12 protein-coding genes are annotated in these 16210 nt (G+C 27.7%); 10 read left to right on the top strand and 2 right to left on the bottom strand.

Going from position 1 to position 16210, the window contains the following annotated elements; genetic code table 11:
* Positions 1-107 precede the first annotated feature (107 nt).
* The 5 genes from O212_RS0100510 to O212_RS0100490 all read left to right on the top strand — a co-directional run bounded on the left by O212_RS0100510 (position 108) and on the right by O212_RS0100490 (position 6912).
* Positions 108-1220 carry a BMP family ABC transporter substrate-binding protein gene (locus O212_RS0100510; protein ID WP_024613220.1) on the top strand — a complete coding sequence of 371 codons (1113 nt, stop codon included), beginning with the start codon at positions 108-110 and terminating at the stop codon, positions 1218-1220.
* A 74-nt stretch (positions 1221-1294) separates the two neighbouring features.
* Positions 1295-2824, top strand: a complete 1530-nt coding sequence (locus O212_RS0100505) for an ABC transporter ATP-binding protein (RefSeq protein WP_024613219.1) — start codon at positions 1295-1297, stop codon at positions 2822-2824.
* Entirely contained in the window at positions 2814-3899 is a 1086-nt protein-coding gene (locus O212_RS0100500) for an ABC transporter permease (RefSeq protein ID WP_024613218.1), read from the top strand. The genes O212_RS0100505 and O212_RS0100500 overlap by 11 nt, the downstream gene beginning before the upstream one ends.
* A gap of 1 nt (position 3900) precedes the next feature.
* Positions 3901-4848: an ABC transporter permease gene (locus tag O212_RS0100495; RefSeq protein WP_024613217.1), complete on the top strand. Its 948-nt coding sequence runs from the start codon at positions 3901-3903 to the stop codon at positions 4846-4848.
* 114 nt (positions 4849-4962) lie between these two features.
* Positions 4963-6912 carry a TetM/TetW/TetO/TetS family tetracycline resistance ribosomal protection protein gene (locus O212_RS0100490; protein WP_024613216.1) on the top strand — a complete coding sequence of 650 codons (1950 nt, stop codon included), beginning with the start codon at positions 4963-4965 and terminating at the stop codon, positions 6910-6912.
* 21 nt (positions 6913-6933) lie between these two features.
* Here O212_RS0100490 and O212_RS0100485 read toward each other — a convergent pair whose 3' ends face one another.
* Positions 6934-8424 (bottom strand): glycosyltransferase family 39 protein, encoded by a 1491-nt coding sequence (locus O212_RS0100485; protein ID WP_024613215.1) that lies wholly within the window; start codon positions 8422-8424, stop codon positions 6934-6936.
* Between the two features lie 309 nt (positions 8425-8733).
* Here O212_RS0100485 and pepT point away from each other — a divergent pair, with 309 nt between their 5' ends.
* The 3 genes from pepT (at position 8734) to O212_RS0100470 (ending at position 13039) form a co-directional block, all read left to right on the top strand.
* Entirely contained in the window at positions 8734-9960 is a 1227-nt protein-coding gene (gene pepT / locus O212_RS0100480; protein ID WP_024613214.1) for a peptidase T, read from the top strand.
* 206 nt (positions 9961-10166) lie between these two features.
* Positions 10167-10988, top strand: coding sequence for a RelA/SpoT domain-containing protein (locus O212_RS0100475; RefSeq protein WP_024613213.1), 822 nt, complete (start codon positions 10167-10169; stop codon positions 10986-10988).
* A gap of 38 nt (positions 10989-11026) precedes the next feature.
* On the top strand, positions 11027-13039 hold the full coding sequence (locus O212_RS0100470) for a penicillin-binding transpeptidase domain-containing protein (RefSeq protein WP_024613212.1): 2013 nt from the start codon (positions 11027-11029) through the stop codon (positions 13037-13039).
* 44 nt (positions 13040-13083) lie between these two features.
* Here the strand turns inward: O212_RS0100470 and O212_RS0100465 are convergent, their stop codons facing one another.
* The gene (locus tag O212_RS0100465) at positions 13084-13509 is read right to left on the bottom strand and encodes an RbsD/FucU domain-containing protein (protein ID WP_024613211.1); all 426 of its coding nucleotides are present in this window, start codon (positions 13507-13509) and stop codon (positions 13084-13086) included.
* Between the two features lie 187 nt (positions 13510-13696).
* Here O212_RS0100465 and O212_RS0100460 point away from each other — a divergent pair, with 187 nt between their 5' ends.
* Both O212_RS0100460 and O212_RS0100455 read left to right on the top strand, forming a co-directional pair.
* Entirely contained in the window at positions 13697-15187 is a 1491-nt protein-coding gene (locus tag O212_RS0100460) for a sugar ABC transporter ATP-binding protein (RefSeq protein WP_024613210.1), read from the top strand.
* A 25-nt stretch (positions 15188-15212) separates the two neighbouring features.
* Positions 15213-16193 carry an ABC transporter permease gene (locus O212_RS0100455; protein ID WP_051372972.1) on the top strand — a complete coding sequence of 327 codons (981 nt, stop codon included), beginning with the start codon at positions 15213-15215 and terminating at the stop codon, positions 16191-16193.
* Positions 16194-16210 lie beyond the last annotated feature (17 nt).

The raw sequence follows: 16210 nt of genomic DNA, 5'->3' as shown, positions 1-16210 counted from the left end.
TTTTTAAATAAAAATTCATAAATGTATTGAGATTAGCATATAAACTAGTATATAATTGTGGTGTGAAATATATTTGAAAAAATATGTAAGTTTTAGGAGGGGAATTAATGAAAAGAAAATTTTTAGCACTTGCGCTTTCATTAGTTATGGCGACGGGATTAGTAGCATGTGGAAATAGTGGGGACTCAGGAAAATCAGGTGAAACATCTGATAAAAAAGCAGAGTTAAAAGTAGGTATGGTTACAGATTCAGGTACAATTGATGATAAGTCATTTAACCAAGGAACTTGGGAAGGTATTGTACAAGCTGAAGAAGAGCTTGGTGTTTCTAAAAAGTATTTACAACCAGGTGGGGAAAAGCCAGCTGATTACTTAAAGGAAATAAGCAATCATTATGAAGCTGGAAATAAATTTATAGTTACTCCAGGATTCAAATTTGAATCAGCTATTTTTGAAGCACAAAACAAATATGAGGATGCTAAATTTGTAATACTAGATGGAGAACCACGTAATGAAAAAGGTGATGGAGTTATGGCAAAAAATACAGTTGCTATATACTTTGCTGAGCAAGAGTCTGGTTTCTTAGCTGGAGTTGCATCAGCAGTTCAAATGAAAGAAGCAAACTTTGGATTTATAGGTGGAATGAAAATACCAGCAGTTCAAAAATTTAATTGGGGTTTTCAACAAGGGGTTAAATACGCTAACGAAAATTTAGGAACAAAAATTAAAATAGATAAAAGTAATGTAATTTATGAAGGAACATTTAATACTTCATCAGCTGGACAACAAATTGCAGCAAAAATGTATGATAATGGTGTTAATGTAATATTTACAGCAGCAGGTGGTACTGGAGTAGGAGCTATAACAGAAGCTAAAGCTAGAGCTCAAAAAGGAGAAGAAGCTTGGATTATAGGTGTTGATGTTGATCAATATGCAGAAGGTTTATATAAAGATAAAGATGGAAAAGAAAAATCAGTTATTTTAACTTCAGCTACAAAAAATATTAAAAAATCAACTTTTGATATGATTAAATCAGAATTAGATGGAAAATTCCCAGGTGGAGAAATTTTAACATATGATGCTAAAAATGATGGTGTAGGATTACCAGAAAAAAATCCAAACTTAAGTGAAGAAGCAGTTAAAGCTTCAAATGATGCAAAGGGAAAAATAAAATCTGGAGAAATAAAAGTTTCAGCAGAACAAGGTAGTTTAATAGAGTAATAATTTATGGCTTAATAAATGGGGCGGGAAACTGCCCCTTTTTTAAACTATATAAATTTGTGGGGAGGATATAAATGGAGTATGCAGTAGAAATGCTTAATATTCGAAAAGAATTTCCTGGAATTGTTGCAAATGATAATGTGACATTGAAATTAAAAAAAGGGGAAGTTCATGCTCTATTAGGGGAGAATGGAGCTGGTAAATCAACGCTTATGGGAATGCTTTTTGGGATGTATCAGCCAGATAGAGGAACTATTAAGATAAATGGAAAAGAAGAAAAAATAACAAATCCAAATAAGGCTAATGATTTGGGAATAGGAATGGTTCATCAACATTTTAAGCTGGTTGAGAACTTTACAGTAACAGAAAATATTATTTTAGGTTGTGAACCTAAAAAAGGATTAGTAGTAGATATAAAAACAGCAGCAAAAAGAATAGAAGAACTTTCAAAAAGTTATGGATTAAATGTTGATCCATATGCAAAAATTGAGGATATATCCGTTGGTATGCAACAAAGAGTTGAAATATTAAAAATGCTTTATAAGAATGCTGATATATTAATATTTGACGAACCAACTGCGGTTTTAACGCCACAAGAAATAGATGAGTTAATGAAGATAATTAAAAATCTTATAAAAGAAGGAAAATCTATAATTTTAATAACACATAAATTAAAAGAAATAAAAGCTGTATCAGATAAATGTACAGTAATAAGAAGGGGAAAATATATAGGAACAGTAGATACTAAAAGTACATCAGAAGCAGAAATGGCTAAAATGATGGTTGGTAGAGAAGTTTCATTCAAAGTTAATAAGAAAAAAAGCGAGCCTAAAGAAGAGGTATTAAAAATAGATAATATATCAGTAAAAAATAATAAAAAAGTATTTGGCCTTAAAGATTTTTCACTATCAATTAGAAGTGGAGAAATAGTTGGTGTTGCTGGCGTTGAAGGTAACGGACAGAATGAGTTAGTGGAAGCTATAACAGGACTTAGAAAAGTAGAAAGCGGTAAAGTTATATATAAAAATAAAGATATAACAAATGAAAAAACAAGAAAGAGAATAGATAAAGGAATAGCGCATATTCCAGAGGATAGACATAAGAGAGGTTTAATACTTGATTATACATTAGAAGAAAATATGATTATTGAAGTGTATAATAAAAAACCATTTTCAAAGAGAGGGATACTTAATAAAGCTGCAATTAGAAAATATGCAGAAAAAATAATTGGTGAATTTGATGTAAGGTCAGGAGAAGGACCTATATCAAAATCTAGGACCTTATCAGGCGGTAACCAACAGAAGGCTATTATAGGACGTGAAGTTGAACTTAATCCAGATCTTTTAATAGCAGTTCAACCAACTAGGGGACTTGATGTTGGATCAATTGAATATATTCATAGAAGATTAGTAGAACAAAGAGATAAAGGAAAAGCAGTACTCCTTATATCATTAGAGCTTGATGAAGTGCTTAATGTTTCAGATAGAATAGCTGTTGTAAATAGTGGAGAACTTGTAGGAATAGTAAATTCTGATGAAACTAATGAAAATGAAGTTGGATTAATGATGGCTGGAATTAAAGGAGGAAAGCAAAATGAAAACTAATAGAGGCATAATATCTGTATTAGCAATTATATTAGGACTTATAACAGGTTCGCTTTTAATGCTAGCTCTTAATCATAATCCTATAGAGGGGTTTTCATATCTTTTCCAAGGTGGACTTAAGAGTGTAGAAAGAATAGGTAATACTATAGCAACAGCGACTCCATTAATACTTACAGGTCTTTCAGTTGCATTTGCTTTTAGAACAGGACTTTTTAATATAGGTGCTGCTGGACAAATGTTATTTGGAGGTTTTTGTGCTACGTTTGTAGGACTTACAGTAGATGCTCCAAGAATTATACTTTTACCTTTAATGATACTAGCAGGTATAGTTGGAGGAATGGCAGTTGCATTTATCCCAGGGGTATTGAAGTCAAAGTTTAATGTTCATGAAGTTGTTTCAACTATAATGATGAACTGGACAGTATATTGGTTTGTTTATTATATGGTTCCAAGCTTAATGAAGGGCCAATATGAAACAGAATCAAGACCACTTTCAGAAAATGCTACACTTAAATTAAATTGGCTTTCAAATATGTTTGATGGTTCATATATAAACTTAGGTATAATTTTAGCAATTATATCTATATTTATTATTTGGTTTACTTTAAATAAAACAACATTAGGATATGAACTTAAAGCTGTAGGATTTAATAGATTTGGCGCAGAATATGCAGGTATTCCGGTTAATAAAAATATAATTCTTTCAATGATGATAGCAGGAGGTCTTTCAGGGCTTGCGGGAGTAGTTGAATATGCAGGAAATTCAAATATTGTTCAGGTTGGTGTTCTTCCAACACAAGGATTTGATGGAATTGCAGTATCACTTCTTGGAGCTAATACACCTATAGGGGTACTTTTTGCAGCGTTATTCTTTGGAATTTTATATACAGGTAGTGGATTTATGAGTGCCATGACAGAAATTCCACCAGAAATTGCTGATACTATAATGGCAACAATAATATATTTTGCGGCAACTAGTATAGTAATTGAAAGATTTATAAATAGATTTAGGATGAAAAGAAAAGATAAAGGAAAAATTTTAAGTGATAGTGCAAAAGAAGGAGAGGTGAAATAGTATGCTAGATATGTTAGAACAAGTATTTCCTTATGCAATTGCATTTACTATACCACTTTTGATAACAGCACTTGGAGCCCTTTATAGTGAAAGAAGTGGTGTTACTAATATAGGGCTTGATGGACTTATGATAATGGGAGCATTTGTTAGTGCATTTACTATAGTTACACTTCAAGACAAATTAAATGGAGATTTGCCACTTTGGATAGGTATTATAGCAGCAGTTATAGCTGGTGTTATATTTTCACTTTTACATGCTTTTGCAAGTATTCATTTAAATGCAGAACAAATAATAAGTGGTACAGCTATAAATATGATTGCAGGAGCACTTACAATATTTTTAGCTAGAAACATAACAGGAAGTGGAAATATAAGAATAAGACAAGGGTTTATACCAAATGACATTCCATTTTTAAGTGATATTCCAGTTATTGGAATGATATTTACAAAAACTTATGCATCAACTTGGCTTGTATTGATTATTTTAGTATTGGCAACATTTATACTTTATAAAACTCCATTTGGAATGAGACTTAGAGCATGTGGAGAGCATCCACAAGCTGCTGATGCTGCAGGTATAAATGTTTATAAGATGAGATATATAGGAGTTATGGTATCAGGTGCATTTTCAGCATTAGGGGGAGCTATAATAATAGTTACTTATGCTGGTGAGTTTACAGGAAATGTTGGTGGACTTGGATTTTTAGCTCTTGCAGCTTTAATATTTGGACAGTGGAAGCCACTTGGCATATTAGGAGCAACACTTTTCTTTGGTTTTGCAAGTACTGTGGCAAATGTTTCTCAAGTTATACCAGAACTTGCATCAATACCACCGGTTGTATTAAAAACATTTCCATATATAATGACATTAATTGCATTAGTTATTTTTTCAAAAAGTTCAAGAGCGCCAAAAGCTGTTGGAGAACCTTTTGATAAGGGAAAAAGATAGATTTTAAAAGGTTTATAGGAAGGTACATTCCTATAAATCTTTTTTGTTTTTATAAGTTTATATTATTTTGATATAATTTAGATTAAAAGGACTTTTATTAAGGAGACTATAGTAATGAAAAAGACAATAGGAATATTTGCTCATGTTGATGGAGGAAAAACTACATTTTCAGAGCAAATTTTATATCATACAAATAGTATTAGAAATAGAGGAAGAGTTGATCATAAAAACTCTTATTTAGATAGCCATGAAATTGAAAAAAGTAGAGGGATAACAGTATTTTCAGATGTAGGGAAATTTAATTATAAGGATTCAGAATATTATTTAATAGATACTCCAGGACATATTGATTTTGCTCAAGAAGTGGAAAGATGTATAGGTGTGTTAGACTATGCAATTTTAATAATAAGTGCTGTAGAAGGAATACAAGGACATACAGATACAATATGGAATTTATTAAAGCATAATAATATTCCTACATTTATATTTATAAATAAAGTGGATCGTGTTGGAGCTAATTTAAATAAAATAGTTGATGAAATAAAATTAAAATTTAATGAAAATATTATTTATATGGAAAGTTATTTAAATAATGAATTAAGTTTAGATTTTATAGAAAAAATAGCTGAAAGTGATGAAATGCTTTTAGAAATATACTTAGATGGGGATTTTAATAAGGAATTATGGATAGATAAAGCTAAAAAACTTATAAAGGAAAGAGAATTATTTGTATGTTACAGTGGTTCTGCACTTTTGGATAACGGAATAGTAGAATTTTTAGAAGATTTTAATAAGCTAACATATACTTCTTATAATAAGGAAGGAGAATTTAGGGGAAGAGTATTTAAGGTAAAATATGATGATAAGGGAAATAAAATGGCATTTATAAAATGCTTAAATGGAACTATTAAAACAAAAGATGAAATAAGTTTTAAATATTTTTTAGAAGACTATAAAGAAAAAATAAATGAAATAAGAAGTTATAATGGAAACAAATTTAATGTAATAAATGAAATAGTAGCAGGAGATATAGCTTGTATATTGGGTGTGAATCATTTAAAAAGTGGAATGGCTTTAGGGTTTAGTGAAGATTTAAATTACGAATTAATTCCTACTTTAAAAGTTAAAGTAATATATGATGAAAAAATTAATAGCAATGAAGTATTTAATATATTTAAAATATTAGAAAGTGAAGATAACACTTTAAATGTTAAATTTGATGAAAGTCTTAAGGAGTTGCATATAGATATAATGGGATTAGTTCAAATTGAAGTGTTAAAAGAAGTATTAAAAAATAGATTTAATCTTAATGTAGATTTTGATAGGCCTGAAATACTTTACAAAGAAACTATAATTGGAGAAACTTTAGGTTATGGTCACTTTGAACCTTTAGGACATTATAGTGAAGTTAATTTAAAAATAGAAGAGGGAGAGAGAGGTAGCGGTATAAATTTTATAAATAAATGTCATGCTGATGATTTAACTGTTGGAAATCAAAATTTAATAAAAACACATATATTTGAGAGAGAACATAAAGGTATATTAACAGGAAGTCCAATTACTGATTTAAAAATAACATTAATAACTGGTAGGGCACATAATAAACATACTAGTGGTGGAGATTTTAGAGAAGCAACTAAACGAGCATTAAGACAAGGACTTGAAAAGGCAACTAATAAAGTTTTAGAACCATATTATAAATTTAAAATTGATATTAATATAGATTTAATAGGAAGAGTATTATCAGATATTCAAAAATTGAAAGGTGAATTTAATGATCCTATAAACAATGGTGATAGAGTACTAATAACAGGCAGAGGACCAGTAAAAACTTTTATGGACTATAGTTTAGAATTTTTAAGCTTTACAAAAGGTAAAGGGATTTTAAGTTTAGTTTTTGATGGATATGATTATTGTCATAATGAAGATGAAGTTATAGAAGATAAAGGATATGATAAAGATTGTGATATAGAATATACAAGTTCATCAATATTTTGTTCTAAAGGGCAAGCTTATGTAGTTGAAGGAATTGATGCAACTAAATATATGCATTGTTTAAAATAAGACAATGAAAAAATGATAGCATTATAATATGCTATCATTTTTATTATATAATTTAAATTTATTTATTAGAAAATCAAAGCCAATACTTGCACTCATTAATAATATTGGTAAAATACATACTAAATATCTAGAACGAGTTTCCCAAATTATTAAAAATGAAAATACTCCAAATATACAAATATTAAATAAATATCCGAATTTATTACTTCTTTTAAATAATGATATACTTCCTAAAAATATAAAAATAAGCATTGTAGAAAAACTTATTTGAGATACATATAGAAATGGAACAGTATATTGACTATTTATATTATCTTTTGATTTAAATATATATTTTTGAAAATCAAATTTAAAAATAGGATATCTAGATAGTTTTACTGGAGCAAACATTGTACCATCTGCCCAAGTATATGTTAGTTTTTTATATAAGAATTTTATGTATCCATTAAAACCATAGTTTTTGAGCCTTTGTTTTATTATTTTTATATTTAAATCTTTTTGTAAATCTTTTGTTTTTTTAGTAAGTGTAAGTTTAACATCATCACCATTAAATCCACCTTTATCTTTTAAACCCATCATAATCCAATGAGTTGCTGGTATGCCTGCATTTTCTATTGGCATTTTAAGCCATTTGGAAATGTTAGTGTTTATTAATGATATACATATAAAAAATATTAATAAAATCATAAACAATTCTTTTAGTATATTTTTAAAAGAGTTGTTTATAAAAATTATAAAAATTAAAAGTGCAATAAATGAAATTATTATATTAGTTTTTAAAGATGTTCCAAAGGCTAGTAGTAAACCAATAAAGATTAAATAAAAATATTTAAAATAACCTTTATTTTGAATTTTATATAAGTAATAAAATAAAAATGAAAGTACAGGAAATATCATTGTTAAAGTATCAGTATAAAATATTGGAGCATATGTAAACAATGGGGTTATAAGGATTGAAAGTAATGAAATTATATAAGCTACTTTAATATTAAAAAGTTTAGCTGAAAAAAACCAAGTAATTATTAAAGATAAGTTAATTACACAAACATTTAAAAATATTGCAAAACAATATGGAGATATATTAAATGGTTTTATAAATTTAAATATATTACCAAGAATTATAGCCATTTCAGAGTTGTTTGGATATTTTTCATAAAAATAAGGACCTAATTTAGTACTTCCATTACTTATTTTTATTGATTCACTATAAATAGTACCAAAATCCCAAGAAGGCTTAACTCTAAAGTATTTTACAAAAAAGAATTGTAATAAGATTATAAAAATCAAATTAATTATAAAAAGTATAATAAATTGAGTTTTATTTAAATTTTTAAATAAAAGCAATATTAATATAAATAGTGAAATTAAACAAACAATTCCTAATAATATTACAACTGGATTAAGTTTCCTAAAAATACTAGAATTAAAAATTGATATATTAATTATTAAAGCAAATATAATTAAAAATAATATATTAAAAAGAATTAATAAATTAGATTTTAATTTTAACATTAATTGGCACTCCCATCTTTAAATATAATAAACAAAGATATTAATAGTATGTGCATATATTAAAATTAAAAAACTTAAAATTTAATAATATATTGGATATTTAAATATAAAAGTTGTATAAAATGTATAACATATAAATAATATGAGAATAAAAATAGAAAAGCATACTATAACAATTTAAATGTTAATAAAATTTAAATAATATTAGGAAATATATTATATAAGGTAATAATATAAGCATAATTATTACCTTATATAATAATTTAATGTATAATTATAGTAAATTAAATTATGAGGGGAGATTAGATTATGAAAAAAGTTGAAGAAAGATTTTTAGAGTATGTAAAAATAAACACTAAATCAGATGAGGAATCTATAACAATTCCAAGTACAAGCTGCCAATTAAATTTAGCAAAACTATTAGAAAAAGAGTTAAAAGAAATAGGATTATCTGATGTTAAACTTGATGAGTTTGGATATGTATATGCAACACTTAAAGCTAACACAGATAAAAAAGTTCCAAGCATTGGATTTATATCACATATGGATACAGCACCAGATATGAGTGGAGAAAATGTGAAACCTAACTTTGTTAAAAATTATAATGGAGATATTATAGTTTTAAATGAAGAATTAGGAATAAAATTAGATCCAAAAGAATTCCCAGAACTTAAAAATTACATAGGAAAAACTTTAATTACAACAGATGGAACAACTCTTTTAGGAGCTGATGATAAAGCAGGAATATCAGAAATAATAACAGCCATAGAATATTTAATAAATCATCCAGAAATTAAGCATGGAGATATTAAAATAGGATTTACTCCAGATGAAGAAGTTGGTAGAGGTGCTGATAAGTTTGATGTAAAAGGATTTGGAGCAGATTTTGCATATACTGTAGATGGAGGAGCAATTGGGGAATTAGAATACGAAAACTTCAATGCAGCAGGTGCAAAGGTTGTTATAAAAGGTAAAAATGTACATCCAGGAAGTGCTAAAAATAAAATGATTAACTCATCATTAGTAGCATATGAATTTTTAGGTATGCTTCCACTTAATGAAGTTCCAGAAAAAACAGAAGGATATGAAGGTTTCTCATTCCTTATAAGTATAAACGGAACAGTAGAAAATACTGAAATGTCATTTATAATAAGAGATTTCTTTGAAGACAGTTTTAATAGAAGAATAGAAGAATTTAAAAATGCTGAAGAAAAATTAAATGAAATTTACGGTGAAGGAACTGTTACTGTATCAATAAAAGAACAATACAGAAATATGAAAGAAAAGATAGAACCTGTGATGCATATAGTTGAAACTGCTAAAAAAGCAATGGAAATGGCAGATATAGTTCCTGATGTTGTACCAATAAGAGGAGGTACAGATGGTGCTAGATTATCATTTATGGGACTTCCAACTCCTAATATGTTTACAGGTGGAGAAAACTTCCATGGAAGATATGAATATATAGCAATAGAATCAATGGAAAAAGCAGTAGAAACTATTGTAAATATAATAAAACTTTACGGAGAAAAATAATTTAAAATAAAAAGGTTAGGATATTTTTCCTAACCTTTTTATTTGGTATATAAATTTATTATTTCCTAAATTTTGATGAAATTATATATTATATTTATAAAGTAAATTTTGTGTATAATTAATATAGAAATTATTATATATAAAATAAGTTAATAATATTTAGTGATATAATATAAATAAGACAGTTTAATTTAGGAGAAGTATTTATGGAAAACAAATTTAAAATAGAACAATTTTTAAATAAATATAGTCACTGTAAAATAATAATAGAAGAAAATAATATAAATATTAAAAACCTAGAAGAAATATACGAAGACTACATAGAATATATAGAGTCTTATGAAAATCAAGCTAATTTTATAGCAAATATATTAAGAGCAAATGAATATATTCATTCAGTAAAATCTAGAATAAAAGCAAGTGATAGACTTATTGAAAAGGTTATAAGAAAAACAAAAGATAGAAAAGATAAATATGGAAATGACTTTGAGTTTACAGTAAAAAACTATAAAGATGAAATAAATGATTTAATAGGAATTAGAGTAATACATATTTTTAAAGAACAATGGAAAGAAATACATGATTTTATAATAAATACATGGAAAGTCATAGAAATAACAGCTAATGTAAGAGAAGGGGATAATACTAAAATATTTAATGATCTTGGTATAGAAGTAAGATCAAGGCAGTCAGGATATAGATCAGTACATTATTTAGTTGAATTTTATCCAACTAATAAGAGAGTTATAGCAGAAATACAAGTTAGAACTATATTTGAAGAAGGTTATGGAGAAATAGATCATAGACTTAGATATTCACATAATGAAATACCAGAAATATTAAAATCAAATCTTTTGTTATTTAATAGAATAGTAGGAAGTGCTGATGAAATGGCATCACTTATAAATACTCTTAGTAAAGAATGGGACCAAAATGAATGGAATATAAAAGAAAATATATATAAAACTTTGCTAAAAGAAAAAGATGAAGAAATTCAAAGATTAAAAAAAGAAAATAATATTACATAATATTATTATAAATATAAAACAATGGATGGAGGGGTATTGTGAAGATTAATAAAAAAATTTACTTTATAATGTTTATGGCTTTTATAGTAATGGCATCATTTATTGGATGTTCTAGCAAAAGTAAAGCTGTTGATGCTTTTAATCAGTATAAAGATAAATGGCAAAGCTTAGATTATAAAGGAATGTATGAAATGCTTAGTTCAGATTCAAAAAATACTATTGATGAAACTACATTTGTGCAAAGACTTGGAAATATATATGGAGCTATGAATGCTAGTAATATTGCAATTACTTTAGGGGATGCAACTAAAGAAAATAATGATGTCGTCATTCCATTTACCGTATCTATGGATACTGTAGCAGGAAATTTAAAATTAGATAATTTTAAGGCTACAATAGTAAAAGAGGATGATGGTTATAAAGTAAATTGGAATGATAATTTAATATTCCCGAATATGCAAGAAGGGGATAAATTAAAAGTAAATACTAAAAATGCAGTAAGAGGAAAAATATTAGATAAAGATGGAAAAGTATTGGCTGAAGATGGTGAAGTTAGTATTATTGGAATTCATCCAGCAATATTTAATAAGAAAAATAAAGATGCAAAAATAAAAGAAATGGCAAAAGCATTAGACATAAGTGAAGATACAATAACTAAAAAATTAGATGCAAATATTAATCCAAGTCACTTTGTTGAAATTGTTAAAGCATTACCTAATGATCCAAAGATTAATGGATTAAAAAATCGTGAAGATGATGGGATATTAATTAAAAAATCTACATCAAGAATTTATAATGGTGGGGAAGCTTTTGGTAGATTAGTAGGATATGTAGGTCCTATTACTAAAGAAGAATTAGAAAAAAATAAAAATAAAGGCTATAATACACATAGTTTAATTGGAAAAAGTGGATTAGAACAAGTATATGAAGATACATTAAAATGTGAAAATGGAGGAGAAATATATATTGAAAGAGGAGATAAAAAGATAGAAGTTGCAAGTAAAAATCCAAAGGATGGAAAAGATGTAAAAATTTCTATAGATTCAAATCTTCAAAAGAAAATATATAGTGAAATGAATGGTGAAAAAGGAGCTTCTACTGCTGTAAATCCTAAAAGTGGTGAAGTACTAGCTATGGTAAGTTCACCTTCATATGATTCAAATATGTTTACAACATATATGACAAAAACAGAAAAGAAACAATTAGAAGAAACAAAAAATGCAGCTTATGAAAATAGATTTACAAAACTTTATTCACCAGGTTCTACATTTAAGCTTATAACTGCAACAACAGGTCTTGAAGATGGAGTTATAAAACCTAATGATAAAAAGGATATAAAAGGATTAAATTGGCAAAAGGATACTTCATGGGGAGATTATAAAGTCACTAGAGTTGATGATCCAGGTAAACCAGTAGATTTAAATGATGCAGTTAAGTATTCAGATAATATATATTTTGCTCAAGTTGCGTTAGATCTTGGAGCTGATAAATTTATTGAAGGAGCTAAGAAGTTTGGAATAGGAGAAAAAATAGAGTTTGGATATCCAATGGAAACTTCTCAAGTTGCAAATGGTGGAAAAATAGATGGGGAAATTGGATTAGCAGACAGTGGTTATGGACAAGGTCAAGTTTTAGTAACTCCTTTAAATATGACCCTTGCATATAGTGCATTATCAAATAATGGTGATATTATGAAACCAAGACTTGTTACAAGTATAAATAATAAGGAAGAAGTATTTAAAAAAGGAGCAATAGATAAAAAATATTTGCCTAATGTAATAACTGCATTTGAAACACCTATAAATAGTCCAGGTGGTACAGCTACAGATGCAAAAATACAAGGACAAGAATTAGCAGGTAAAACAGGTACAGCTGAAATAAAACAAGCTCAAAATGATGCAAAAGGAACAGAAAACGGATGGTTTATTGCAACTGATATTAAGAAATCAAAAATTACAATTGCAATGATTTTAGAGGATGTTAAGGATAAAGGTGGATCTCATGCTGTTGTTCCTAAAGTAAGAAATGTAGTAGAAAATTATTTAAAATAATTTATTAAAAAATTGGCACTAATATTATAGTGCCAATTTTTTGTTTAAACTACACCTTTAGTTAAAATTATATTAGCATAAAGGGCCTTTTCTGATGTTGCAATAACCGCATATGCTTTTTTTGATTCTTCATAAAATTTAAATCTTTCTACAAAATCAAAAGAATCAAAAGGTTTAAAATCTTTTTTTATGATTGTTTCATAAGTATTCCAAATAGTAGGATTAACAGTATCACCAGGAACAATACTCATTAGTTTTACAGGTTTTTCTGAATAAGTATCTAATGGAAATAATTCTAATATAGCTTCTAAAATTTCAGGAACATTATGACCGTCTAATCTAACTAACCTTTTAGCACAAGAAGATGATGGGAAATTTCCATCTGCAATAACTATTGTATCGCCATGGCCCATTTCCATAAGTATTTTTAAAAGATCAGGTGAAATAATTGAAGGAATTTTTTTTAACATAAAAACACTCTCCTTTGAATATAAAATAACAGAATACAAAAATATTATATACAAAATATGGTAAAAATTCAAATAAATTAAAAATTATGTTGTGTTAATTGGAAAAAAAAGGTATAATTTAAACATAGTAAATTTAATTAGAATAAAATCAACATAAAACAAAAAAAGGGGTGCGGGGAGTGATCAAATGGCAAAGCAAGTATTGCTAAAGATGGAAGGAATAGATAAAGCCTTTCCAGGAGTACAAGCTTTAAAAAATGCAAAGCTTGAAGTTCAGGAGGGAGAAGTACATGTTCTTATTGGTGAAAATGGTGCCGGAAAATCAACACTTATGAAAATACTAACAGGAGTTTATAAAAAAGACTCTGGGAAAATATTATTTAAAGGAAAAGATTTTTATGTAAAAAATCCTAAAGAAGCAGCAGAGCGTGGAGTATCTATAATACATCAAGAGTTTAATTTATTGCCCCACCTTACTGTTGCGCAAAATATATATATAGGAAGAGAACCAAAGAAAAATAAATTTATAATTGACGAGAAAAAAATGATTAAAGATACAGAAAGTGTATTAAAGTCGTTAAATCTAAGTATTAATCCTAATGAAAGAGTTGATAAATTAAGTGTTGCAGAACAACAAATGGTTGAGATTGCAAAAGCCTTAGCTTTCAAATCAGAAGTTTTATTATTGGATGAACCAACATCAGCGCTTACAGAGTCAGAAATAGAAGATTTATTTAAAATAATAAAGAAATTAAAAGCAGAAGGTGTTGGAATAGTTTATATTTCTCATAGAATGGAGGAATTTAAACATATTGCTGATAGAATAACAGTACTTAGGGACGGAAGTTATATAGGAACTAGAAATTGGAAAGATATAGATATAAATGAAATTATAAAAATGATGGTAGGAAGAGATATAAAAGATCAATATCCAAAAAGAAATCCTAAAATAGGAGAAGTTGTTTTTGAAGCTAAGAATATTTCAAGAAAAGGTAAACTACATGATGTAAGCTTTAATGTAAAAAAAGGGGAAATATTAGGTTTTGCAGGACTTATGGGAGCAGGAAGGACAGAAGTGGCAAGAGCTATATTTGGAGCTGATGCAATTGATTCAGGAGAATTTTACTTAGAAGGAAATAAAATTAAAATAAAATCACCTGTAGATGCTATAAAAAATCAAATAGCATATTTATCAGAAGATAGAAAAAGAGATGGACTTTTATTAGATTTAGATGTTGAGTTTAATACTGTTATTGCAAATATAAAAGAATATAGTAAATTATCTGTTGTAAACGATAAGATATGTAAAAAAGTATCAACTGAAAAGGTTAATGATTTAAAAACTAAAACACCATCTCTTGGACAAAAAACAAAGTTCTTAAGTGGTGGAAATCAGCAAAAAGTTTTAATAGGTAGATGGCTTTGTAGAGATACGAAAGTTCTTATATTTGATGAACCTACAAGAGGTATAGATGTTGGGGCTAAATATGAAGTATATACTTTAATGAAAGAATTAGCAGAAAAAGGGGTTGCTATTATTATGATTTCTTCAGAATTGCCTGAAATATTAGGGATGAGTGATAGAATCATTGTAATGCATGAAGGTAAAAAAACTGGTGAACTTGATATAACTGACGCAACACAAGAAAAAATAATGAGTTTAGCGTCTAATAGTTAATAGAAATTAGGGGGAGATTTTAGGTATGGAAGCTGTTAAAAATAAAAAAATATTAAATGGTGATAAAAAAGATAATAAAGCACTATTACAGAAAATGGCAGCGGGGATAAGCTTACTTTTAATGTGTATATTCTTTTCAGTTGCAACACCTCACTTTTTAAATGTTGATAATATAATAACGATAGCATTACAAACTGCTGTAATAGGAATAATGGCTATAGGTGTTACATTTGTAATTATAACTTCAGGAATAGATTTATCATTAGGTGCAATTATTGCATTAAGTGGTGTTTCAGCAGGACTTTTTATAAGTAAAGGAATGGGTGTTTTAGTAGCTGTAGTACTTGCTATATTAGTTGGTATGTTATTTGGCAGTGTAAACGGTTTGTTGATTGGTAAGTTTAATTTACCTCCATTTATAGCAACGCTTGGATCAATGATGATGGCTAGAGGATTAACATTAGTTCTTACTAATGCAAAGCCAGTATATTTTGATTTAGCACCAAATTTTGCGACTATTTCTCAAGGTAAGTTATTTGGAGTAATTCCTTATCCAGTAATATATTTAATTATTTTAGCAATTATATCAGGATTTATATTAAAAAAGACTTTAATTGGAAGATATACTTACGCAATAGGAAGTAATGAAGAGGCAGCAAGACTTTCAGGAATAAATGTATTAAAAACAAAAATGTTTGTTTATATGTATTGTGGACTTATGTGTGCTATTGCAGGTATTGTAATGGCTGCAAGAATAAATTCAGGTCAACCAACTGCAGGAGAGGGATATGAGTTAGATGCAATAGCAGCAGTTGTTATTGGAGGAACATCTTTAAGTGGAGGGGAAGGTTCAATAACAGGAACTATTCTTGGTGCCTTTATAATGGGAGTATTAAAAAATGGTCTTAATTTAATGAATGTATCACAAAACTGGCAAATGCTTGCTATGGGTGCAGTTGTTATAGGTGCTGTTTATTTAGATATGCTTAGAAAGAAAAAGAGATAGTTGTTAATTTTTTTATT

The sequence above is a fragment of the Clostridium sp. Ade.TY genome (assembly GCF_000498355.1).
In the GTDB taxonomy this organism is placed as follows: Bacteria; Bacillota; Clostridia; order Clostridiales; family Clostridiaceae; genus Clostridium.
The sequence above is the reverse complement of the archived record's forward strand: the minus strand, read 5'-3'. Positions and strand labels throughout refer to the sequence as shown.